Genomic DNA, 22,917 nt, shown 5'->3' with positions numbered 1-22,917 from the left:
ATGTACTCGGTTGTTGGTGTTCGCTTCAAAAAAGCGGGCAAAATTTATTATTTTGATCCTATCGATTTGCCGGTGGACAAAGAAAGTTCAGTCATCGTCGAGACGGCTCGCGGCATCGAATACGGTAAAGTGGTGATCGGGAAACGAACGGTGCAGGAATCCGATGTCGTGCTGCCTTTGAAGAAAGTGATCCGGATCGCCGACCAGACGGATGCTCAGCTTGTAGAAGACAATAAATCGGCGGCCAGGAACGCTTTTGCTTTATGTCAGGATAAAATAAGAGACCATCAGCTAAAAATGAAGCTGGTGGATGTTGAGTATACATTTGACCGCAATAAAATAATTTTTTATTTTACGGCTGAAGGAAGGGTCGATTTCCGGGAGCTTGTAAAAGATTTGGCGGGCGTGTTCCGCACACGGATTGAACTAAGGCAGATCGGCGTTCGCGACGAAGCCAAAATGCTTGGAGGCATTGGTCCATGCGGCCGGATTTTATGCTGCTCTTCGTTTTTAGGCGATTTTGAACCGGTCTCGATCAAAATGGCCAAGGATCAAAATTTATCCTTGAATCCTACGAAAATTTCCGGGCTTTGCGGCCGGTTGATGTGCTGCTTGAAATATGAGCACGATAATTATGAAAGCGCCAAAGAAGATGTGCCGCGGGTTGGCAGCGATGTCATCACTTCATTAGGCAACGGTCGTGTCGTTTCCTTGAATATTGGCGAGCGTACGGCCAAAGTGCAGATTTACGAACTGGGTAAAGTGATGGAGCTTTCCTTTGACGATGTGGTGGCGGCGGCGCAGCATTAAGCTCTTTTTGAGGTGAAAGTGTGGATAAACGTGATGTTTTTGTGCAGATCGATCAAATGGAAGAGCAGATGGGGACCCTTTATTCGGAGTTAGGCCGGATGAAGCAGCATATCAAGGAGCTTTTGGAAGAAAATAAAAGACTCAGTCTCGAAAATCAGCAGCTGCGCAAGCTGTTGAAGGATGTCGATCACGCAGACGCTGAACTGCCGCTCGTTCCTATCACAGCAGCGCAAGCAAAAGAAATAACCGGCGAAGGCCACGACAATTTGGCGAGGCTGTACCATGAAGGCTTCCACATTTGCAATGTGTATTACGGACATTTGCGGACCGAAGGCGATTGCTTGTTCTGCATGTCATTTTTAAATAAATAATGGTACGTGGATGAATCTCAATCTTATGAATGGGGGAAACGCCGTAGGGAAGGAACACTTCTCTGCGGTTTTTTCTTGGGTTGTATGGAAAGTATAAATTTCATACTTAGCTTCGCAAACTTTGATAAACGCGCTCATTTCGTAAGAAACCGCGAAGCCGTTTATTCTGGAAAGAGGATAAACTAGTATATGAACAATGTTAACTTGAAGGCCAGCGAAAGGCTGGACGATTTGCTAACGGAAAACATTAAAATCATTCAGAGCGGCGAAGTATTCAGCTTCTCGCTGGACGCCGTATTATTGGGGCGGTTCAGCTATGTGCCGCCAACCGCCAGGGGACGTGTAGTCGATCTGTGTACCGGCAACGGCGTCATTCCGCTGCTCCTGACAACGAGGACGAAAGCTTCGATTGTCGGGGTGGAAATACAGGACAGGCTGGCCGATATGGCGGAGCGCAACGTGCGCATCAATAAGCTGGAACAGCAGGTTCGAATCGTGCACGGAGATTTGCGTCATGCGGATAAACAATTGGGTCATGGCGTCTTCGATGTGGTTACCGTAAACCCTCCCTATTTGCCGGTGCCGAACGGCGAGCAAAATGTCAACGAGCATGTCGCTGCGGCGAGGCACGAGGTCCACTGTACGCTGGAGGATGTCGTCAAAGCAAGCTCCAGGCTGGTACGGAGCGGCGGACGCGTCGCGATGGTGCACAGGCCGAGCCGGCTGGTGGAAATTTTTTGCGTGATGCGCGAATATAGACTGGAGCCCAAACGGATTCGCTACGTGCATCCGCGCGCCGGCGAGGAAGCGAACATGGTCTTAATCGAGGCGCTCAGGGACGGCAAGCCGGAGCTGAGGACACTGCCGCCTTTAATCGTTTACAAAAATAAAACGGAATATTGCGATGAGCTGCTGGACGTTTATTACGGCAAGCGGACCGAGCTCATTCAACCGCCCGTTATATAATGAGGGAACGCGTGTGAATATTCAAAAAAGCTACCAAAACGACAACGGGAAAGGCAAGCTGTATTTGGTCGGTACGCCGATCGGCAATTTGGAAGACATCACCTTCCGGGCGATCCGGGTGTTGAAGGAGGTGCAGCTGATCGCGGCCGAGGATACGAGGCAAACGCGAAAGCTGCTCACCCATTATGACATATCGACCCGGCTGGTCAGCTATCATGAACATAATAAACAGGCCAGCGGACCCGAATTAATCCGGCTGATGATGGCGGGCGAATCGATAGCGCTGGTCAGCGACGCCGGCTTGCCGGCGATCTGCGACCCCGGCGCCGATCTCGTTAGGCAGGCGGTGGAGGCAGGGGTGGACGTTATACCGATTCCGGGCGCCAATGCCGCTCTATCGGCCCTGATCATATCCGGCCTGCCGACAGACCGATTCACGTTCCTCGGCTTTTTGCCCCGGGACAGGAAGCCGCTGCTGGAGGAGCTCCGATCGCTGCAGCATGTTAAGGACACGCTGATCTTCTATGAGTCGCCTCATAGGATTGAAAAGACGCTGGAAGCGATGCTCGAGACGTGGAATCCGGAGCGGCGCATCTGTTTAATTCGCGAGCTGACGAAGAAATATGAAGAGGCGGTCAGAGGGACGGTTAAGGAATGCAGTGAGCTGTTGAAGGAACAGCCGCCGCAGGGCGAATACTGTATCGTTGTAGAAGGAGTAACGGCCGCCGAGCAGACGGCAGCCGCAGACTGGTGGGAAGCATTCAGTCCGGAGGAGCATGTCGAGCATTATGAAGCTCAAGGGCTTGACCGCAAAGAGTCGATCAAACGCGCCGCGACCGATCGTCGAATCCCGAAGCGCGAGCTGTATAATTACTTACATAAATAGGAAAACATCCGCGAAATTAATAATTTCGACCGTTGGAACGGGCTGATTAAACGTCTTTCTTCTATTATATAGTGTGCAAGCCTAACAGTCGTAAGGAGTGGAAAGAGGAGAGAGCAGCCCCCGCTCTTTCAGCCGGAAATGCTCTCGCTCCCGCGGCAGCCGTTCAAAAAAAATCCCCAATTGGCAGAAGCTCTGCTAATCAGGGACATAGAGGAGATATGAAAAAGGTTAGAATTACCTAAGTAAGAATTGCTATCCTTATTATAACCTATTTTTCTTATTTTGTCACAGGTATTGGCATTTCTGATAAACATTCATGGCAAACAATTTTTCCCTTAAAATACGAAACGTTCTCGGCATTGCCGCAGAAGATACAAGCCGGCTCATATTTCTTCAGCATGATCCGTTCGCCGTCCACATAAATTTCCAAAGCGTCCTTCTCGCCAATACCCAATGTACGGCGAAGCTCGATCGGAATAACAACGCGACCCAATTCATCGACCTTTCTAACAATACCGGTAGATTTCATCATGATAATAAGTCCCCTCTCGGAAAATAAATCGCCATGTTTCGACATAATTCTTATTTCTTATGATACCAACCATTCCCATAATAGTCAACCTGCTATTTACTAATTTATTTTTCAAAATATGGAAGAGAGAAGGCGATTTTATGAAAATTTTATTATAAATTAAGGAAATCCTTCACAAAAATGCAAACCCAATGCATCCAATTCGGAGGTTTTTCTAGTAAACTTTTGATATAAAGCTAATTATTGTAAGCTCTGAAAAAGTCGAATTTGGAAGATTTTCATGACATTTTTCGACAAATATCGCCTAATTGCGAAGTGCTTTGTCGAAAAAATAATCGTACAAGGAGGTAGCCCTTATGACACTTCCCTTAAGAGAAGAAAAAGTATTCAAGGATCCGGTTCACAAGTACATTTATGTTCAGGATCGAACGATTTGGGACCTGATTAACACGAAAGAATTTCAGCGGCTTCGCCGGATTCATCAGCTCGGCACCTGCTTTTTGACCTTTCACGGCGCCGAGCACAGCCGGTTCTCCCATTCGCTTGGCGTGTACGAAATTACCCGGAAAATCATCTCGCAGTTCGAGCGTAACCGGTATGACGATTGGCCTAGCGAGGAAAGACTGCTTTGTTTATGCGCCTCACTGCTCCATGACGTCGGGCACGGGCCGTTTTCCCATTCAATTGAGAAAACGTTCGGAACCCATCACGAGGACTGGTCCTGCCGCATCGTACTGGGCGATACGGAAGTAAACCGGGTGCTCCGCGAGGTATCGCCGACCTTCCCTCAACAGGTTGCGGAAGTCATTGCCAAAACGTACCATAAAGAAATAGTCGTCAGTCTCGTTTCCAGTCAGCTGGATGCCGACCGGATGGATTATTTGCTGCGTGACGCTTATTTTACCGGTGTCAATTACGGCATGTTCGATCTGGAACGGATTCTGCGCGTCATACGGCCTTTCCAAGGACATATCGTCTTGAAAGAAAGCGGTATGCATGCCGTAGAAGATTATTTGATGTCACGCTACCAAATGTATTGGCAGGTGTACTTTCACCCGGTAACCCGCAGTGCCGAAATTGTTTTGCATAAAATATTCCAGCGAGCCAAGCAATTGCACGAGGAAGGCTATACGTTCTCCTTTATGCTGCCGCCGCTGCCCAGCTTGTTTCGACAAACGCTGACGGTGCAAGAATATCATATGCTGGATGAAGCGCTGATGCAGACGGCTCTGATGCAGTGGTCGTACGAGCGCGACCCGGTCTTGTCGGACCTGTGCTCGCGGTTTTTGAACCGCTGTCTCTTGAAATACGTGATGCTGGAACGGATCGAGACACCGCTTATCGATCAGCTCCGCGAGATGATGCGCAGCTTCGGCATCGACCCCGAGTATTATCTCGAGATTGATTTTCCTTCCGATCTTTCGTATGATGTGTACCGTCCCGGCGAACATGACGAGAAGCTGCCGATCCTGCTGCTCGACAACAAGGATACGCTGACGGAAATATCCCGCAAATCGGAAATCGTCAGGTCGATCAGCGGCATCCATATGGGCAAATACCATTTGTACTTCCCCGAGGAGCTGCTGGACCAGTGCCGTTCCCAGTCGATTTCGCCTGCATTATGCAAGCTGCTCAGGCTGGAATGAACGCCTGATGACTACAGCGCAGTCCAATACCGAACACGCACATTAAAGGAGATCACATTGCCATGTTGACCGATACTCATACCCATCTTAATGCTCCCCAGTTCGATGAAGATCGACATGATGTCATTCAGCGCGCGGTTGAGAGCGGAATTAGTCGAATTATCAATATCGGATTTAACCGCGAGACGATTCCGAGCTCGATCGCACTGGCGGAGCAGTACGATTTTATTTATTCAACCGTTGGTTGGCATCCGCAGGATGCGAAAGATATGACGTCTGACGATCTGGCATGGATCGAACAATTATGCAGTCATCCCAAGGTTGTGGCGATCGGCGAGATCGGACTCGATTATTATTGGGACACGTCGCCCAAGGATGTGCAGGATCGCGTATTTCGCGAGCAAATCCGGCTCGCCCGCAAGCTGGACATGCCGATCGTGATTCATAACCGCGATGCCCACCACGACATCCTCCAGGTGCTTCGCGAGGAGCGCGCGGCCGACGTAGGCGGTGTGATGCACTGCTTTTCAGGCAGCTGGGAAACGGCCAAGCTATGCCTCGATATGAATTTTTACATTTCGTTCGGGGGCCCGGTAACGTTTAAGAACGCCAAGCAGCCCAAAGAGGTGCTGGAGAAAGTGCCGTTGGATCGATTGTTGATCGAAACCGACGCGCCTTACCTCACTCCGCACCCATTTCGAGGCAAACGCAACGAGTCGTCATATGTGAAATTAGTCGCAGAAACCGCAGCACAAATCAAAGGCTTGACCTTAGAGAAGCTGGCTCATGCGACCACGCAAAATGCAATTACATTATTCGGGTTACTTTAATTGCATAAGAGGGTTGAGACGAGTCTATTTTCGTCGAAAAGACGATAACGCGAGAAAAATAGTTAATAAAGTACGACAGCATTAGAAAGATAATGATTACATGCCGTATTTCGGGAAAAAAACGGAAATTCGGATGAAAATCGCAGTTTTTTGGTGTGTTTGTATACTTTACAATTTTGCATCAGACAGCGTAAACTCAATATTAACTTAATACGTTTGCCAAATTTTCATTTTCGCTGAGTTTCCGTCAGGGAAACGGGGGAACCGCAAGGTGGCCGTCCAGTTTTTACAATGAGACAAAGGTCACATTTTCAGGGGTGAATCACGGTTAAGGTTATGCAGTTTGAACCGGCCGTGTAGGGCGACTCTCAAGTCCGAATCCGTCAGCTAACCTCGTAAGCGTTAAGAGAGAGGTAACGATTGTCGTGCGCTTTATTTCATAACAAGTGAAATAATTCAAAGTCACGGGAAGAGACCTCTTTCCGCGGCTTTTTTGTTTTCCTTCGTTGCAGCAGCTTGGAAGTTTAACCTTTGATCGGGAATACGAACGTACCCGGGTATACAGGAGGTGATGACTCCGCAGGTAAAAGAACGATATGGAACGGAAGCTTGCAGCCCTTACTTATGTTGAGAGACGAAAAGCTTGCAAAACTTAACCATAGTCGCGTCAGATGGATCTTTTGAGTAATAACGACGGCGGGGCTTTGAAGGAGGACCGAACAAGTGGGAGCTATTCAACAAGAGCAAACCCATGTAAGACGATCATCCAGCATGTCCTTCGCAATGCGATGGAATCATGAAACCTTGCGTTTAACATTGATTGTTTCAGTAAGTTCGATCGCGATGATTTTATTGTTTATGCTAATGTTAAGCGGTACGGCTGCCAAGAAGGTGACCGTAATTGTAAACGGCCAGGAATCGGTTATCGTTACGAAGCAAGGGGAATTACAGCATTTACTGGATGAGCAAAAAATTGCAGTAGGAGAGCATGACTATATATCGCAGGGACCGGGCTCGAGGTTGAGGAACGGTGACCGAATTACGATCGAGCATGCCAAGCCGGTTCAATTGACCGCAGATGGCGAAACGAAAACCGTCTTTACGGTTGGTAAAACGGTAGGTCATGTTTTAAATGAACAGAATGTACCTGTTGGCGAGCTTGACAAGGTAAACCCGGCTGTCGATGCCGCGCTGCCGACTGATGGAGCGATTCAGGTTGTCCGTGTCAAGAAAGAAACCGAGGAGGTTTCGGAGCCGATTGCTTTTGATGTGGAAAAAAAGAACGATCCTCAGCTTCCGAAGGGCAAGGAGAAGACCGTTCAGGAGGGGCAGGAAGGATTGCTTCTCAAGACGAAGGAAAAGTTGTATGAAGACGGCAAACTGATAGCCGAGCAAGTGATTGACGAGAAAGTAAAGTCCGGAAGCGTTAATAAAATTGTGGCCATAGGAACCAAAAATCCGGTAGTGGCTTTATCGGCCTCCTCGCCGAATACGCAAGATGTGATCAAGAGCGGGGTCTCCTTCGGAGTGAAGCAGGTTATTAACAACGCGACGCTTACGGCCTATTCGGCTGGGGTTGCGTCGACCGGCAAGAGCGCCGAGCACCCGCAGTATGGACTGACGTCCTCAGGCACGAAAGTAATGGAAGGTCGAACGATTGCAGTGGATCCGAATGTAATTCCGTTAGGTTGGTGGGTTTATATTGACGGTCTTGGATTTCGCAGGGCTGAAGATACCGGCAGCGCAATCAAGGGTAACAAAATCGATGTTTATTTTGACAGCAACGATTATGCGAACCGGTTTGGCACGAAGCGCGGGTATACGATTTACGTCATTGGACCGAAGAAACCGACGGCGGACTAAAGGCCTGCAATTGGGGCAGACTCATCATATATAGAGACGATTGAGAGAGAAGAGGGAGTCCTCTTCTTTTTCTCTGTTTTTCCCGCCGCTTCAAGCTCCGGGCAGGGACGGGATAAAGAGCTTCCGCTCCGGATGCCGAAATAAATAGGGACCTTGAGGTAAGGAAGTGCTTCCTGTGATATGATAGGTGAAACATCGTTTTCCTCCCCGGGGGACATGCTCCCATTGGCGCACAATCCGGCCGAGATGGGGTATTGGGTGAGGAAGTATTAGGGAAGTTTCGGGAGGAAATAGGCAGATCATGATCAAGGAAATCATCGTTGTGGAAGGCAAGGACGATACGACGGCCATTAAGCGGGCGGTGGATGCGGAAACGATAGAAACCGGAGGATCGGCCATTAATAAAGATATTTTGAAACGGATCAAGCTGGCTCAGCAGCGGCGCGGCGTTATCGTACTGACCGATCCCGATCACGCGGGAGAGCGGATTCGTAAAATTATTGCCGCACAGGTGCCCGGCTGCAAGCATGCGTTTATTACGCAGGAAGAAGCGACCAGCAAAGGGGATATCGGTGTGGAAAATGCTTCTGTTGAAACGATACGGAAAGCGCTGACGAACGTACGTACGGATTATGAGTCGGTGGAATCGGACATTCGCTGGGACGACTTGATCGCGGCGGGACTCATCGTTCACCCGCAGGCCGCTTCCAGACGGATGGCGGCGGGGCAAAGTCTCGGCATAGGCTATTGCAACGGCAAGCAGTTTTACAACCGCTGCAGAATGTTTCGGATTACACGCGAGGAATTTGCCGCCGCATGCCGGCAGTTGGATGAAGAAAAGGGGTAAGTCATTATGGACACAGGTAAAACGGTTGTACAGGAGGATATTGCTTCCCCGAAAAAAACGAGCGAGCTTTTGAAAAGGCATGGTCTCGTATTGAAAAAAAGCTTGGGGCAAAACTTTTTGGTCGACCCGAATATTTTGCACAAAATCGTAGCCGCGGCAGAGCTGGACAAAACGAAAGGCGCGCTTGAAATCGGGCCGGGCATCGGAGCGCTGACCCAGCAGCTGGCCAAGGAAGCCGGTAAGGTGGCGGCTATCGAAATCGATCAGCGGCTGCTTCCGTTACTGAAGGAGACGCTTGGCGGCTACCCTCATGCAACCGTCATTCACGGCGACGTGTTGAAGGTGGCATTGAAGCCGTTATTCGAGGAGCAGTTTCAAGGCTTTGAGCAGGTCAGCGTCGTTGCCAATCTGCCCTATTACATCACGACGCCGATCATAATGAAGCTGCTGGAGGAAAAGCTGCCGCTGGAGAACATTGTCGTAATGATCCAGAAGGAAGTGGCGGAACGGATGTCGGCCAAGCCGGGGGGCAAAGAATACGGCAGCCTCAGCATCGCCGTGCAATATTATTGCGATCCGGAGATTGTGACGATCGTGCCGCATACCGTATTCGTGCCGCAGCCGAATGTCGACTCCGCCGTGATCAAGTTGAAGGTGCGCAGGCGGCCGGCGGTCGAAGTGGAGGATGAAGCGTTTTTCTTCGATGTCGTCCAGGCTTCATTCGTCCAGCGCCGGAAGACGATCTATAATAACTTGGCTGCGCGTTATTTCACCAAGGAAACGAAATCGCAGCTGGAAGCGATATTGCGGGAAGCGGGGATTGAACCGTCCCGCCGGGGAGAAACGCTTTCGATGCAGGAATATGCGCGGCTCAGCGGCATCCTGTCTCAAGCGGTGGGGCGTGCAAAATAAAAGGTTGCGGTCACCAAATGCCGACCAAAGCCATAGGATACACGAGGAGGCGATTGCCCATGAAACAGGGAGATCTGGTCACTCGTAGATCTTATGGCGGTGACATTCTTTTTAAGATTCAGGACATCCAGCCGCAGCTGGCCGTTTTGCGGGGGGTGGATTACCGCCTGCTGGCCGATGCGCCGTTAAGCGACTTAACCGTGGCGCATCAGTACGATCCTTATCTGCATGCGGGCGCGGCAAGGCCGCCTTGGATGGATTCCATGCGCATAACCCAGCCTGCGGCCATGCTGCCGTTTCCTAACGGCTGGACGTCGAACAATGCGAATACGGCGCCGCAATATTTCGAAATGCCCGGTAAAGTGCTCCATTTGGACGGAGACCCTGCATATTTGCGGAAATGCATGAATCTGTACGGAGAGCTTAGAGTGCCTGTAGAGGGCTATTACGTGGCCGAGGCGGACATGGCCGATGCGTTATACCGGCTGCTCCCGCAAACAAGACCGGATATTGTAGTCATTACGGGACATGACGGAATTTTGAAAGAAAAGCGAAAAGGAGATATCAGCCAGCTCAGCAGCTATAAAAATTCCCATAACTTTGTGAAAGCGGTGCAGGCAGCCCGCCAATATGAGAAAAACAAGGATGCGCTGACGGTAATCGCCGGGGCGTGCCAATCGCATTTTGAAGCTTTGCTGCAGGCGGGGGCCAATTATGCCAGCTCGCCTGCCCGCGTCCTGATCCATGCGTTGGACCCGCTTTGCATCGCCGCTAAAGTAGCGTTTACGCCGATCAAGGATACGGTCAATATGGTGGATATCATCAGGCTGACTCACAGCGGACTGGAGGGTATGGGCGGTATCGAATCGCGGGGAAGTTACCGCCGGGGCGTTCCCAAAGTGCAAAAATATATTCCTGCTCAAGCGCCTTAGGGTGCTTTTTTTTGTAAATTCGACAATTGTGTGAACGAACCCTTTCTTTTTTGATTCAAAAGCGGACCGGAATAAGGTAAAATGCCGTTGACAATAGGTTTGTGTGGCTGATATAATATTTATTCAAATTTGACATACTACCTCTATTGCTGTATACTTTGTAAGGAAAGAGGTGGAATGGTCAATGGCAAAAAATGCGCTGTTGGAGATCAAACGCAGTTTGGAACCTCATGTCGGACAAAAAATCATGTTAAGAGCAAATGGCGGACGCCGCAAGACGATTGAACGATCCGGTGTGCTGGAGGAAACCTACCCTTCCGTTTTTATCGTAAAACTGGATCAGGAACAAAATGCGTTCAAGCGAGTCTCTTACAGTTATGCAGATATATTGACGGAGTCCGTAGAAGTAACCGTGTGCAATGATGACGGACAAGTACGGATCACGATACAACAATAAATACATAAACAGCATGCCCCCGGGTGTGCTGTTTTTTGTTAGGTGAATAGAAAGAATAAGCTTTATACTTAGCTTCGCACAACCATGGCAAACGCACTTGTCCTTAAGGACGGCGGAGCTGTTTATCCTTGGCTGAAAGCTTGATAAACGCTCTCGTCCTCTAAGGAAGGCGAAGCCGTTTATCCCGGGCAGGGAGCGGCTGCATGGAACCGGAGCGGCAGGGCATACTACAGCTATATTATCGTAAAGGAGGGATCGTGCATGGCGCGCAGAAGCCGCGGAGTGATGTCGGAGCAGTTCAAGTCCGAGCTGGCGAAGGATCTTGGTTTTTATGAAACCGTGCAGCGTGAGGGCTGGGGAGGTATACGTACGAAGGATGCGGGAAACATGGTGAAGAGAGCGATTCAAATTGCCGAGCAAGCCTCCCGCCAACCGCAGCAGCCCCCGAGGTATTGATCCTGGCCGGTTTCAACGGTCCAAACGGAAGCTGGAGCACGCGAAGCGCGCTTTAGCTTTTTTTTGTTGTCTGGTATAGTATTAGAAAAAGAACTTTAGCGCTGTAAAGAAGGTGTCCTATGAAAGTTTTTGAGAAAGCGCCGGCCAAAATCAATCTCATGCTGGATGTCCTGCATAAGCGGGAGGACGGCTACCATGAGGTCGAAATGATCATGACGATGGTAGACCTGGCCGACCGGATCGAAATGCAGGAGCTGCCCCGCGATACGATCATCATTTCGAGCCAGGCCGGTTACATACCGTTGGATGAGAAAAACTTGGCTTTTCAGGCGGCAAGGCTAATTAAAGAACGCTATGACGTGAAGCAGGGCGTTTACATACATTTGGATAAAAAAATACCGGTCGCGGCCGGCCTTGCAGGAGGCAGCAGCGATGCTGCGGCTACGCTGCGCGGCTTGAACCGTTTGTGGCAGCTCGGGATTCCGACGCCGGAGCTGCAGCGCTTGGGGGCGGAGCTCGGCTCGGATGTGCCGTTCTGTGTTACCGGAGGCACCGCGATTGCTCGCGGACGCGGCGAAAAGCTGGAGCCGATCGAAGCGCCGCCGCAGTGCTGGGTCATCCTGGCCAAGCCGCCGATCAACGTATCGACGGCCGACATTTACGGCAAGCTGAGAGCCGGCCATATTCAGCGGCATCCTTCCGTGGCGAAGGTGCTGGAAGCGATTCGGCTGAAACGGTTCGATCTGCTGTGCGACGGTCTAGGCAATGTGCTGGAGGAAGTAACCCTGGACCTGTATCCCGAGGTCAGGCAGCTGAAGGAGTGCATGCTTCGGCTTGGCGCCGAAGGGGTGTTGATGTCGGGCAGCGGTCCGACCGTGTTCGGCCTCGTTTCCAAAGAGGCGAAGGTAGCGCGGATATACAACGGGCTGCGCGGTTTTTGCAAGGATGTGTACGCGGTGCGGCTGCTTACTTGATAAGCAGCCTTAAGTTCATGTTAACTGCATGTCAGAATAATTTTCATGAACATCTTGAAAAAATACGTATAAAAATGGTATATTCTCATTATATTATTCGGATTTTATGCCATTTTACGAATGAGGGGTGCACCGATGAAAAAGTTGAAACGAAGCGCAAGATTGGTCGAGATGACGCAATACTTGCTATTTCGCCCTCATACACTTATTCCTTTAACTACATTTGCGGATCGGTACAATTCGGCTAAATCCTCGATCAGCGAAGATTTGGCAATTATTAAGGAAGTGTTTGAGGAAGAGGGACTTGGCGATCTACAGACGTTGGCCGGAGCGGCCGGAGGGGTCAAGTTTATCCCGAAGGTATCCAAGGCGGCGTCGCTGATGTTTATTCAGGGCATCTGCAAGCAGCTGGAGCAGCCGGAGCGGATTTTGCCGGGCGGATATATGTACATGTCCGATATTATGGGGCAGCCGTTTATTTTGAACGAAGTCGGCAAAATGTTTGCAACCGCTTTTTCCTCCAAAGATATCGATGTCGTCATGACGGTGGAAACGAAAGGGATTCCGATTGCTTATGCGACGGCGTCGTTTTTAAACCTGCCTGTCGTGATCGTAAGGCGCGACAACAAGGTGACGGAAGGATCGGCGGTCAGCATCAACTATGTTTCCGGCTCGAACAAACGAATCCAGACGATGTCCTTATCGCGCAGAGCTATGAAAGAAGAATCGCGAGTGCTCATTATAGACGACTTTATGCGGGTTGGCGGGACCGTGCACGGAATGATGGACTTGTTGAAGGAATTCAAGGCGACAGTCAAAGGGGTCGGCGTATTTGTCGAGTCGGGCGAAGTGGAGGAGCATCTGGTCGAAGAATATATTTCGCTGGCCAAGCTGTCCGCAGTCGATCCGAAGACCAAGCAAATTACGGTAGTACCAGGAAACTATTTCTATGATGGAGTGTGACCATACATGGCATTGAATACAATCGCAACCAATCAGGCGCCGGCCGCTATAGGCCCTTATTCACAAGCCGTTCAATTCGGCAATCTGCTGTTTACTTCCGGACAAATTCCGCTCGGATTGGATGGGCAGGTGGTTGCAGGCGGAATCGAGGAGCAGACGCATCAAGTTTTTCGCAATTTGGAAGCGGTTTTGTCGGCCGCGGGCGCGAATTTCGACCAAGTGATTAAAGCAACCGTATTCATTAAAGATATGAACCAGTTTGCACAGGTAAACCAAATATATGCGGAGTATTTCGGAAGCCATAAACCGGCCCGTTCTACAGTCGAAGTTGCCCGGCTGCCCAAGGATGTGCTTGTCGAAATCGAGCTGATCGCTGCGGTTATTGTCGAATAATTAACAATTAATCAAAAATTAATTAAATTATATTAATTTAGATAAAAAAAGAAGGAATTTGCCCTAAAATGTGGAATTTTATAGACCAAGTCTTCGAGATGGAAAAAGGTGGTGAACACTAGTGCAGATTACAGACGTGAGACTCCGTCGGGTCAACTCCGAGGGAAGAATGAAAGCCATTGCTTCCATTACCATCGACAACGAATTTGTGGTTCATGACATTCGTGTGATTGACGGTAACAACGGCATGTTTGTGGCTATGCCCAGCAAGCGCACGCCCGATGGGGAGTTCCGGGACATCGCTCATCCGATCTCTTCCTCCACCCGTGAAAAGATTCAAGCCGCTGTTTTGGCGGAGTACGACCGAGCAGCGACTGAAGAAGAGGTAATCGTTGAAGGCGCATAATCGATTGGTGGGAGAGCCGGAAGGCTCTCTTTTCTTTTTGCGCAAATTCATATATATTGAGTGCAGGGCGTGCAATGCGCACATAAGATAAGCTTATAACCTGTGGGGCGCGCGAGCTTCTGGCGCGCTTCTTTTTGCGACATGCGATTGGCGGCCCGGCGGCGAATGCCCCCTCAAAGAGGCGGAATGAAACGAACGGGTCTAGAAGTGGGTGAATAAGCAGCGGAGCGGACGGGAAGCCGTCCGCGCGGCAGGCACTTGATTCAACCGGACTGCAAAGGGACTATTAATGGGTAAAGGAGTGGGCTGGAATTGAACATCATGGGGATTGTACTGGCTGCCGGACAAGGCAAACGGATGAAATCGAAATTGTATAAGGTACTGCATGAGGTCGGAGGCAAGCCGATGGTAGGCCACGTCGTTCATGCATTAGAACAGATAGAGACGCAAAGAACCATCGTCGTGGTCGGGCACGGAGCCGAGTCCGTTCAAGCCTACTTGGGCGACCGGGTTGAGTATGCAATGCAAGAGCAGCAGCTCGGAACCGGGCATGCCGTGCTTCAAGCGGAGGCACTGCTTGGCCGGGAGGACGGTCTGACCGTCGTGCTGTACGGCGATACGCCTCTCATTACAAGCGAATCGCTGCACGAAATGATCCGCATCCATCGGGAGAAGGGTGCCGCGGCGACCGTTATGACCGCAATTATGGACGATCCGACCGGACTGGGCCGCATCATTCGAAATGAACAGGGCGGCGTGTCGAGCATTGTGGAGCAGAAGGATTGCACGGCCGCGCAGCGCGAGATCAAAGAAATCAATTCCGGCATGTACTGCTTCTCGAACCGCAAGCTGTTCGAAGCGCTCAGCCAAGTAACGAACAACAATGCGCAGCAGGAATATTATTTGACGGATGTGATCGGTATATTGGTCGGTCAAAACGAAATCGTCGAAGCCTACTGTACGCCGGATGCGATGGAAACGTACGGGGTTAACGACCGCGTGGCGCTGGCCGAGGCGGAGCGTTTCATGCGCGCCCGCATAAACCGCCGGCATATGCTGAACGGCGTAACGCTGATCGACCCGGCCAACACTTACATCGGTGCGGATGTACAGATAGGTGCGGATACGGTCGTTTTGCCCGGTACCGTGCTGAAGGGCTGCACGGAAATCGGAGAGGATTGCGTCATTGGACCGCAAACGGAAATTACCGACAGCAAGATCGGCGACGGCGTTCATATCAGGCAGTCGGTACTGCTGGAGGCCGTGGTCGGCAACCGCTCTGCCGTCGGGCCGTTCGCTTATTTGCGGCCGGGCGCCAAGCTGGGGGAGCAGGTTAAAATCGGCGACTTTGTCGAAATTAAAAATGCCGTCCTGGCCGATGATGTCAAAGTGTCGCATCTTAGCTATATCGGTGATGCCAGGATCGGCAAAAACGTCAACTTCGGCTGCGGCGCCATCACGGTCAATTACGACGGCTTCAACAAGCAATTGACGGAGGTGGAGGAGGATGCCTTCATCGGCAGCAACGTCAATCTGATCGCACCGGTCAAAATCGGCAAAGGCGCCTACGTGGTTGCCGGCTCGACCATTACGCACAATGTGGAGGCCAACGATTTGGCGATCGCCCGCGAGCGTCAGGTCAACAAACCGGGCTATGCGGAGAAGCTGCGCAAAAAATTTTATGAAAAGAAAAGACAGTCGCAAAACAAGTAGACTGTTTTGATTGTCCTTCAATTGGGTAAATTAACATTAGGGATTTCTGTTAGAACCTAATCCGGTTGGCTAAATTGAAGGAGGTTTTACCCTTATGGCAGTAACAATGAATGCGGAAGAACGCCGCAGCGGTACGAAATCGGAACGCAAAGGACTGCGTGCGAAAGGGAAAATTCCGGCAGTTCTTTATGGATCGAAAGTTAACAGTATACCTATTGCGATAGATGAAAAACAGCTCACGACGCTGCTTCGCTCCAATCCTCATGCCATAATCGAATTGGACGTACCGCAGCTCGGCAAACAAAATGTCATGATTAACGAAGTACAGCGCGATTCGATTTCCCGAAACGTTCTGCATGTCGATTTCCATCAAATTAATATGGACGAGCCGGTAACGACAACGGTGCGTCTTGACTTTACGGGCGATGCGGCCGGTGTCAAAGCGGGCGGTATTTTGCAAATCCAGCACCATGAGATCGATATTCGCTGCCTGCCCAAACATATTCCGGCTTCCATCGAAGTGGATATAAGCGAACTGGAGATCGGGAGCAATGTCCTTGTATCCGAGCTGAAGGTTCCGGCATCGGTTGAAATCAAAACGGATATGAACGACGTGCTGGCTACCGTGCTGCTGCCGCAGAAAGAAGAAACTCCGGCTGATGTGGAGGAAGAAGCGGAAGCGAGAGCGGATTCGGCGGAAGCTGCAAGAGTGGAGCAGCCGTAAACAATCGTTAGCGTATCGGGCCGGAATGGCCTTGTTGGCTAAGGGGAGCGTGTCGAACTTTGGTTCGGTGCGCTCCTTTGTCGCGTCCGCGGCTGTGCGCAACAGGCGCTCTGAGCGTCTGCACAGAGATTTAGGCAGTAGTCGAAATCCAATATAACGTGCGCTGGCGCTTCCCCAGAACGCCCTCTCCGCTATATGTACCGGTCTGTTAGCCGCCTGACGTAGACCGGGCTTCATGAATGAAGCAAAGTCTGGTATGATCGAGTAAGGAAGGGGAGAGCGTACGACGTGAAATGGTTCGTAGGATTAGGGAATCCGGGAACTGCATATCAGTCAACCAGACATAACATCGGCTTTATGGCCGTTGACCGGTTTGCGGATAAGCATGGCATAAAAGTTTCCCAGAACAAATGCAAGGCGCTGATGGGCGAAGGGCATGTAAACGGGATCAAGGTATTTTTATTGAAGCCGATGACGTACATGAATTTATCCGGAGAATCGATCCGCGCCTTTATGGACTTTTACAAAGCGCCGATTGATGAATTAATTATTATTTATGACGATCTGGATACGCCTTACGGACAAATACGGCTGCGCTATCAGGGCAGTGCCGGAGGCCACAACGGGATTAAGTCGGCGATCCAGCATCTTGGCACACAGTCATTTCAACGCATCCGGATGGGCATTAACCGGCCTGCACCCGGATATAATATAGCAGATTATGTATTGTCCTCGTTTTCGAAGGAAGAATTCAAAACGATGCCGCAATTGCTGGATACGACCTGTGAAGCGATGGAGCATGCGCTGGACAATCCGTTTGAAAAAACGATGGCGAAATTCAACGGCTGACCGCGGGGCTGGCGGGCTAAATTTCTCCTTTTTTGGTCATAATGAAGGAAAAGGAGGAGAGCGCGCGTGGCCGTAAAGTATATTTGCCGTCATTGTCAAACGCTGATCGGGGAGTTGGAGCAGCAGCATGTCAGCGAGGAGCTGTTAGGCTTCCATTTCTTGACCCCCGAGGAGCGGAGAGATATAATATCGTATAACCCGAGTGGGGATGTTACGGTGAAAGTGATCTGCGATTATTGCAAGGAAGCTTTGGACAGCAACCCGGAGCTTTCATTACTGACCAGCCCGCTGCAGTAACCGTTTGGGTCGCAGCATCGTTGACACGGATTTGAAAACAAAGTAGTCGGATACCGCCTGGGCACGTTGAGTCTAGGCGCTTTTTCGGGTGCGCCGAACGGTGATTAACCCGTAATAGGCCGAACCAATGGACCGGAGTGAAAAAGGAGCCTTGCCTCACGGGGTAAAGCTCCTTATGCCCGTTGGAGCGGGGGCTTTACGAAGGCGGGCGGGAGGAAAGTCGCGCTTGCTCGGTCTGGAGGCAACCGCCGGTCCGGTACAGGTGACTTTTATACAGGAGCGTAACGGTTCAGGGGCGGAGCATGCTGGCGCCGAAGCGTTACGCCGTTAATGCTTCCATGTAGATGGAAGCTATATTGAACAGGCTTACGCAAGAAGCCTTTGTTAATGGGTGAGAGGGGTGTACGTTTTTGCAGGCTTTAATTCAAGCTTTCTCCGCGGATTCTGATTTGCAGAGCATTGTGTCAGGCGTACGCTCCGGAATGAAGGAGCAGCTCCTGTCGGGCTTATCGGGTTCGTCCCGTCAGGTCATGCTGGCGGCACTTTATGAACAGCTGCAGCAGCCTTTATTTATCGTGACGCATAACATGTTTTCCGCACAGAAAATATTCGAGGACTTGGTGGAATGCTTGCCGTCGGACAAAGTTTTATTGTTTCCGGCACAGGAGCTGCTGGCGGCGGAGTCGGCCGTAGCCAGTCCGGAAATGCTGGCGCAGAGGATCGACGCTTTAACGAAGCTGGCCGTCGGGTTCCACGGAATTGCGGTCATACCTTATGCCGGGATGCGCCGGGTGCTGCCGCTCAAAGGCTTGATCGCCGAGGCGAGAATTCCGGTCGCGGTCGGTCAGACGCTGCAGCTGGATGATTTTGTCGCCCGTATGATCGGGATCGGCTACGAGCGCGTAGAACGCGTCGAGGCGAAAGGGGAGATGAGCGTCCGCGGCGGGATTATCGATTTTTTCCCGTTGTATGCCGTTCATCCGTACCGGATTGAATTGTTTGACGAGGATGTTGATTCGATTCGGACCTTTGACATCTCGACCCAGCGTTCGATTGACAAACTTAACGATGTTGTCATTGCGCCCTGCCGTGAGATTATTGCCGATGGAAAACGGTTACAATCTGCGGCGCAGCATGCTTATGAGCTGCTGCAGGCGCAGCTGGAAAAAATGGCCGACCGCGGCGCGAAGGAGCGGCTGCTTGAAGGCGTCGGGCATGAGATCGAAATGCTGCGGGAAGGTCAATATTTTCCCGGATTGTTTAAATATGTTTCGCTGCTTTATCCGGAGCGCCAAACGCTGCTTGATTACATGCCGGCGGACTCCGTCCTGCTGATCGACGAGCCGGCAAGGCTGCTCGAGACGGCGAAGCAGCTGGAGCGGGATGAAGCGGAATGGACGACCATGTCGCTGCAGGACGGGAAAAGCATGCCTTCGCTTGTCCTTTCGAAGCCGTATGAAAGCTTGCTGCAGCGCAAGCCGTTTCCGACGCTGTACATGTCGTTGTTTTTGCGTCAGGTGCCGCAAACGCAGCCGCAAAATATCGTTAATTTCATGTGCCGGGTGATGCAAAATTTTCACGGGCAGATGAACGTGCTCAAATCCGAGATGGAACGGTGGAAAAAATCGGGCGCCAAGGTGCTCGTTCTGGCCAACGGGGAAGAACGGGTGGAGCGGGTACGGCGCGTGCTTGCCGACTACAGCATCGAGGAGCCGACGATTTTAAACGGCAACCTGCAGACCGGGTTTGAACTGCCGAATATTCATCTGGTGGTCATTACCGAAGGGGAAATGTTCACGCAGAAGCAGCGCAAGGCGCGCAAGGTAGACAAGAAGATCGAGAACGCCGAACGGATCAAAAGCTACCAGGAGCTGAAAATCGGCGATTACGTCGTTCATGTGAACCACGGTATCGGCAAATTTGTCGGCATCGGGACATTGGAAATAAATGGAATTCATAAAGATTATTTGCATATCATGTATGCCGGCGGAGACAAGCTTTCGGTCCCGATCGACCAGATCGACCATATTCAAAAATATGTGGGCTCCGAAGAAAAGGAACCGAAGGTATACAAGCTGGGCGGAGCCGATTGGAACCGCGTCAAGAGCAAGGTGCGCGCTTCCGTTCAAGACATCGCCGACGATCTTATCAAGCTGTATGCCGAACGTCAGGCGACGCTTGGCTATAGCTTCAGCCAGGACAGCAACTACCAGCAGGAGTTTGAAGGCATGTTTCCATATGAGGAAACGACCGATCAGCTTCGCGCGATCGAGGAAATCAAGGTAGATATGGAGAAGCCGAGGCCGATGGACCGGCTGCTTTGCGGCGATGTCGGCTACGGGAAGACCGAGGTTGCGATCCGCGCCGCCTTCAAGGCGGCCATCGACGGCAAGCAGGTGGCCGTTCTCGTGCCGACGACCATATTGGCCCAGCAGCATTACGAGACGTTCCGCGAGCGCTTCTCCGGTTATCCGTTCAATATCCAGGTGCTGAGCCGCTTCCGCTCGAAGAAGGAGCAGACCGAAACGATGAAGGGCATAAAGGCGGGTACCGTCGACATCGTCATCGGCACGCACCGGTTATTGTCGGCTGACGTGAAATTCAAAGATTTGGGACTGCTGATCGTCGACGAAGAGCAGCGGTTCGGCGTATCTCATAAAGAGAAGCTGAAACGGTTGAAGACGAATGTCGACGTACTGACGCTGACCGCGACGCCGATTCCCCGTACGCTGCACATGTCGATGCTGGGCGTACGCGATTTATCGGTTATCGAAACGCCGCCGGAAAACCGGTTCCCGGTGCAGACTTATGTCGTGGAGCAGAGCAACGCGCTGGCGCGCGAAGCGATTGAGCGCGAATTGGCCCGCGAAGGACAGGTGTACTATTTGTTCAACCGCGTGCAGGGCATCAATCAGATGGCCGAGCAAATTTCGATGCTGGTACCGGACGCCAGAGTTACGGTCGCGCACGGTCAAATGTCGGAGCAGGAGCTGGAGAAGACGATACTTGACTTCCTGGACGGGGAATACGACGTTCTGGTCAGCACGAGCATTATTGAGACCGGCGTCGACATCCCGAATGTAAACACGCTGATCGTCCATGACGCGGACAAAATGGGTTTATCCCAGCTCTACCAGCTGAGAGGACGTGTCGGCCGGTCGAACCGGATTGCTTATGCTTACTTCACCTATCAGCGCGATAAGGTGCTTACCGAAGTAGCGGAGAAACGACTGCAGGCGATAAAAGAGTTTACAGAACTGGGGTCAGGGTTTAAAATTGCGATGAGGGATTTGTCCATCCGCGGCGCGGGCAACCTGCTCGGGGCGGAACAGCACGGTTTTATCGCGTCTGTAGGCTTCGACCTGTATTCGCAAATGCTGGCGGAGGAGATCGCCAAGCGCAAGCATGAAATTACGGGAGAGGCGCCAGAGACGCAGAAGCCTTGGGTGACGCAGCTGGATATCCAACTGGATGCGTATATTCCCGGCGACTATATTTACGACAGCGTACAAAAAATCGAAATTTATAAAAAGGTTGCCGCCGTTAAATCGTTGGAAGAAGCGGCCGAGCTGCATGACGAGCTTGTCGACCGTTTCGGCGATTTGCCGGAAGCGGTCCATAATCTGCTTGCAGTGGCGCGCCTAAAAGTGTATGGTTCTTTATATGCGATCGAAACGGTGTCGCAAAAAGGATCGGATTATGAAATCAAAATTCATGCCGGCCAAACCGGCAGCTTGGACGGGCAAAGATTGTTCGCAATCGCGAACGAATTTGAAGGCCGGGTGAAGCTGATCGCGGGTCCGCAAATTCATATCCAGCTGAAAGGCAAAGGACTGCAGCCGGATCAATGCATCGAATTGCTGGAAAAATTTTTGATACAATACAAGCGGGCTTTGAAACTGAAGGGAGAACTGCAGAATGCTGTCAAATAAATGGGTGAAAACGAAAAAGGGGCTTATTGCGCTGTTGGCCGCCGTAACACTAGTCTCGGTGGTGGCGACAGGCTGCGGGAAAAAGACGGAAGCTCCGGCCGACACGAGCACGACGGCGCCGGCCAAGCAGGAGGGCAATCCTGACGAGGTGCTGGTAACGTATAAAGATGGCGGCAAAATAACCCGCGGCGAATTCAACACCTTTTTGAATATCAATACGTTCTTCTACAGGGAATACGCCCAATATAAAGAAGATCCGGCATTTCAGCAGGATATGATGAAACAGCTGGTTACGTTCCGCGTGTTGTCCGCCCGTGCCGACGATAAAGCCAAAGCGGAGGCGGAGCAGAAGACGAAGGAGCAGATGGATCAGATCAAAATGTTCCTTGGCATGCAAGAAGGCGGTCTGGACAAGCAGTTGAAGGATGCCGGAGTGTCGGAGAAGGACATTAACGACTTCGTGCTCCGCAGCATGCAGGGGATTGCGGCTATGGAGAGCAAGGTAACCGAGCAGCAAATTAAAGAAGGCTACGATAAGCATTTGGCTCAAGATAAAAACGTTTATGATGTCGCCACCGTAAGCCATATTTTGATCGGTACGATGGATCCGACCACCCAGAAGGAAACGCGTACGAAGGAAGAAGCGCTGAACCGCGCGAAGGAAGTGCAGGATAAGCTGAAGAATGGCGGCGATTTTGCGGCGCTGGCCAAGGAGTATTCGGAAGATCCGGGCTCCAAGGAAAAAGGCGGCAAATATGAGAACGTCGAAATTTCCCAATGGGTGCCTGAATTTAAGAAGGCGGCTATTGAGCTGCCGTTGAACCAAATCAGCGATCCGGTTGAAACTACCTACGGTTATCATATTATGAAGGTCGAATCGCGCAAGACAAAAACGTTCGATGAAGTGAAGCCAAATCTGCGTTCCGAGGCTGCGGAAAGCCAGGTATATGAATTCGTCGAGAAAGAACTGCCGACGATTATCGAAACCAACAACTTGCCGAAGCCTACACCGGCCGCGCCGCCTGCATCGACGCCGGCTCCTGCGCCAACTCCGGAAGCGCCGAAGACCGAAACGCCAAGCAAGTAATATATTACCAGGGTACCCGAATGGGTACCCTGTTTTTATTTCTCAAATATGGACATAATGTATTCAACGGC

The 22,917-nt window shown here is 51.1% G+C and carries 23 protein-coding genes and 1 riboswitch; of the genes, 22 read left to right on the top strand and 1 reads right to left on the bottom strand.

Annotation, left to right across the window (positions count from 1 at the left end):
- The 4 genes from E1757_RS32270 to rsmI all read left to right on the top strand — a co-directional run bounded on the left by E1757_RS32270 (window position 1) and on the right by rsmI (window position 3,033).
- Entirely contained in the window at window positions 1-810 is an 810-nt protein-coding gene (locus E1757_RS32270; RefSeq protein WP_133236036.1) for a PSP1 domain-containing protein, read from the top strand.
- Window positions 811-830: 20 nt separating this feature from the next.
- Entirely contained in the window at window positions 831-1,181 is a 351-nt protein-coding gene (yabA, locus tag E1757_RS32265; protein ID WP_133236034.1) for a DNA replication initiation control protein YabA, read from the top strand.
- A 189-nt stretch (window positions 1,182-1,370) separates the two neighbouring features.
- Entirely contained in the window at window positions 1,371-2,147 is a 777-nt protein-coding gene (locus E1757_RS32260) for a tRNA1(Val) (adenine(37)-N6)-methyltransferase (RefSeq protein ID WP_133236032.1), read from the top strand.
- A gap of 13 nt (window positions 2,148-2,160) precedes the next feature.
- Entirely contained in the window at window positions 2,161-3,033 is an 873-nt protein-coding gene (gene rsmI / locus E1757_RS32255) for a 16S rRNA (cytidine(1402)-2'-O)-methyltransferase (RefSeq protein ID WP_246079685.1), read from the top strand.
- A 277-nt stretch (window positions 3,034-3,310) separates the two neighbouring features.
- On the opposite strand, the gene E1757_RS32250 is transcribed toward rsmI, so the two are convergent.
- Entirely contained in the window at window positions 3,311-3,565 is a 255-nt protein-coding gene (locus tag E1757_RS32250) for an AbrB/MazE/SpoVT family DNA-binding domain-containing protein (protein WP_010501678.1), read from the bottom strand.
- A gap of 356 nt (window positions 3,566-3,921) precedes the next feature.
- Between E1757_RS32250 and E1757_RS32245 the strand changes: the two genes are divergently transcribed.
- From E1757_RS32245 to E1757_RS32160, 18 genes are all read left to right on the top strand, one after another.
- Window positions 3,922-5,211: an HD domain-containing protein gene (locus tag E1757_RS32245; protein ID WP_133236028.1), complete on the top strand. Its 1,290-nt coding sequence runs from the start codon at window positions 3,922-3,924 to the stop codon at window positions 5,209-5,211.
- A gap of 62 nt (window positions 5,212-5,273) precedes the next feature.
- Entirely contained in the window at window positions 5,274-6,041 is a 768-nt protein-coding gene (locus tag E1757_RS32240; RefSeq protein ID WP_133236026.1) for a TatD family hydrolase, read from the top strand.
- Window positions 6,042-6,265: 224 nt separating this feature from the next.
- Window positions 6,266-6,459, top strand: a riboswitch (cyclic di-AMP (ydaO/yuaA leader).
- Between the two features lie 305 nt (window positions 6,460-6,764).
- Complete coding sequence (locus E1757_RS32235; RefSeq protein ID WP_133236024.1) at window positions 6,765-7,904, top strand: resuscitation-promoting factor; 1,140 nt, start codon at window positions 6,765-6,767, stop codon at window positions 7,902-7,904.
- 301 nt (window positions 7,905-8,205) lie between these two features.
- Window positions 8,206-8,751, top strand: coding sequence for a ribonuclease M5 (gene rnmV / locus E1757_RS32230; RefSeq protein ID WP_133236022.1), 546 nt, complete (start codon window positions 8,206-8,208; stop codon window positions 8,749-8,751).
- Window positions 8,752-8,757: 6 nt separating this feature from the next.
- Entirely contained in the window at window positions 8,758-9,663 is a 906-nt protein-coding gene (gene rsmA, locus E1757_RS32225; protein ID WP_133236020.1) for a 16S rRNA (adenine(1518)-N(6)/adenine(1519)-N(6))-dimethyltransferase RsmA, read from the top strand.
- Window positions 9,664-9,722: 59 nt separating this feature from the next.
- Complete coding sequence (yabG, locus tag E1757_RS32220; protein WP_133236018.1) at window positions 9,723-10,595, top strand: sporulation peptidase YabG; 873 nt, start codon at window positions 9,723-9,725, stop codon at window positions 10,593-10,595.
- Window positions 10,596-10,779: 184 nt separating this feature from the next.
- Entirely contained in the window at window positions 10,780-11,052 is a 273-nt protein-coding gene (gene veg / locus E1757_RS32215) for a biofilm formation stimulator Veg (RefSeq protein ID WP_133236016.1), read from the top strand.
- 261 nt (window positions 11,053-11,313) lie between these two features.
- Window positions 11,314-11,508, top strand: coding sequence for a small, acid-soluble spore protein, alpha/beta type (locus E1757_RS32210; RefSeq protein ID WP_133236014.1), 195 nt, complete (start codon window positions 11,314-11,316; stop codon window positions 11,506-11,508).
- A gap of 119 nt (window positions 11,509-11,627) precedes the next feature.
- Window positions 11,628-12,482, top strand: a complete 855-nt coding sequence (ispE, locus tag E1757_RS32205; RefSeq protein ID WP_133236012.1) for a 4-(cytidine 5'-diphospho)-2-C-methyl-D-erythritol kinase — start codon at window positions 11,628-11,630, stop codon at window positions 12,480-12,482.
- Window positions 12,483-12,617: 135 nt separating this feature from the next.
- Window positions 12,618-13,445, top strand: a complete 828-nt coding sequence (gene purR / locus E1757_RS32200; protein WP_133236010.1) for a pur operon repressor — start codon at window positions 12,618-12,620, stop codon at window positions 13,443-13,445.
- 6 nt (window positions 13,446-13,451) lie between these two features.
- Window positions 13,452-13,838, top strand: a complete 387-nt coding sequence (locus tag E1757_RS32195) for a RidA family protein (protein WP_133236008.1) — start codon at window positions 13,452-13,454, stop codon at window positions 13,836-13,838.
- Between the two features lie 121 nt (window positions 13,839-13,959).
- Complete coding sequence (gene spoVG, locus E1757_RS32190; RefSeq protein WP_089201676.1) at window positions 13,960-14,244, top strand: septation regulator SpoVG; 285 nt, start codon at window positions 13,960-13,962, stop codon at window positions 14,242-14,244.
- 312 nt (window positions 14,245-14,556) lie between these two features.
- Window positions 14,557-15,957: a bifunctional UDP-N-acetylglucosamine diphosphorylase/glucosamine-1-phosphate N-acetyltransferase GlmU gene (gene glmU / locus E1757_RS32185; RefSeq protein ID WP_133236006.1), complete on the top strand. Its 1,401-nt coding sequence runs from the start codon at window positions 14,557-14,559 to the stop codon at window positions 15,955-15,957.
- A 94-nt stretch (window positions 15,958-16,051) separates the two neighbouring features.
- Complete coding sequence (locus E1757_RS32180) at window positions 16,052-16,681, top strand: 50S ribosomal protein L25 (protein ID WP_133236004.1); 630 nt, start codon at window positions 16,052-16,054, stop codon at window positions 16,679-16,681.
- A 288-nt stretch (window positions 16,682-16,969) separates the two neighbouring features.
- A complete protein-coding gene (gene pth / locus E1757_RS32175) occupies window positions 16,970-17,530 on the top strand; it encodes an aminoacyl-tRNA hydrolase (protein ID WP_133236002.1) in 561 nt (186 codons plus the stop codon).
- 66 nt (window positions 17,531-17,596) lie between these two features.
- Window positions 17,597-17,827: an anti-sigma-F factor Fin gene (fin, locus tag E1757_RS32170; RefSeq protein ID WP_133236000.1), complete on the top strand. Its 231-nt coding sequence runs from the start codon at window positions 17,597-17,599 to the stop codon at window positions 17,825-17,827.
- Between the two features lie 410 nt (window positions 17,828-18,237).
- The gene (gene mfd / locus E1757_RS32165; RefSeq protein WP_133235998.1) at window positions 18,238-21,759 is read left to right on the top strand and encodes a transcription-repair coupling factor; all 3,522 of its coding nucleotides are present in this window, start codon (window positions 18,238-18,240) and stop codon (window positions 21,757-21,759) included.
- A complete protein-coding gene (locus E1757_RS32160; protein ID WP_133235996.1) occupies window positions 21,746-22,846 on the top strand; it encodes a peptidylprolyl isomerase in 1,101 nt (366 codons plus the stop codon). The genes mfd and E1757_RS32160 overlap by 14 nt, the downstream gene beginning before the upstream one ends.
- Window positions 22,847-22,917: the final 71 nt, after the last annotated feature.

Source organism: Paenibacillus piri (genome assembly GCF_004354045.1).
Lineage (GTDB): Bacteria > Bacillota > Bacilli > Paenibacillales > NBRC-103111 > Paenibacillus_S > Paenibacillus_S piri.
This window is presented reverse-complemented; position numbering and strand designations above follow the sequence as displayed.

Excerpts from the sequence above, each read along its gene's own strand:
- rsmA (WP_133236020.1), top strand. The coding sequence starts at position 8,758 with ATGGACACAGGTAAAACGGTTGTACAGGAGGATATTGCTTCCCCGAAA.
- rnmV (WP_133236022.1), top strand. The coding sequence starts at position 8,206 with ATGATCAAGGAAATCATCGTTGTGGAAGGCAAGGACGATACGACGGCC.
- E1757_RS32195 (WP_133236008.1), top strand. The coding sequence starts at position 13,452 with ATGGCATTGAATACAATCGCAACCAATCAGGCGCCGGCCGCTATAGGC.
- E1757_RS32260 (WP_133236032.1), top strand. The coding sequence starts at position 1,371 with ATGAACAATGTTAACTTGAAGGCCAGCGAAAGGCTGGACGATTTGCTA.
- yabG (WP_133236018.1), top strand. The coding sequence starts at position 9,723 with ATGAAACAGGGAGATCTGGTCACTCGTAGATCTTATGGCGGTGACATT.
- E1757_RS32270 (WP_133236036.1), top strand. The coding sequence starts at position 1 with ATGTACTCGGTTGTTGGTGTTCGCTTCAAAAAAGCGGGCAAAATTTAT.
- E1757_RS32160 (WP_133235996.1), top strand. The coding sequence starts at position 21,746 with ATGCTGTCAAATAAATGGGTGAAAACGAAAAAGGGGCTTATTGCGCTG.
- E1757_RS32210 (WP_133236014.1), top strand. The coding sequence starts at position 11,314 with ATGGCGCGCAGAAGCCGCGGAGTGATGTCGGAGCAGTTCAAGTCCGAG.
- E1757_RS32245 (WP_133236028.1), top strand. The coding sequence starts at position 3,922 with ATGACACTTCCCTTAAGAGAAGAAAAAGTATTCAAGGATCCGGTTCAC.
- ispE (WP_133236012.1), top strand. The coding sequence starts at position 11,628 with ATGAAAGTTTTTGAGAAAGCGCCGGCCAAAATCAATCTCATGCTGGAT.
- E1757_RS32250 (WP_010501678.1), bottom strand. The coding sequence starts at position 3,565 with ATGATGAAATCTACCGGTATTGTTAGAAAGGTCGATGAATTGGGTCGC.
- E1757_RS32240 (WP_133236026.1), top strand. The coding sequence starts at position 5,274 with ATGTTGACCGATACTCATACCCATCTTAATGCTCCCCAGTTCGATGAA.
- veg (WP_133236016.1), top strand. The coding sequence starts at position 10,780 with ATGGCAAAAAATGCGCTGTTGGAGATCAAACGCAGTTTGGAACCTCAT.
- purR (WP_133236010.1), top strand. The coding sequence starts at position 12,618 with ATGAAAAAGTTGAAACGAAGCGCAAGATTGGTCGAGATGACGCAATAC.
- E1757_RS32180 (WP_133236004.1), top strand. The coding sequence starts at position 16,052 with ATGGCAGTAACAATGAATGCGGAAGAACGCCGCAGCGGTACGAAATCG.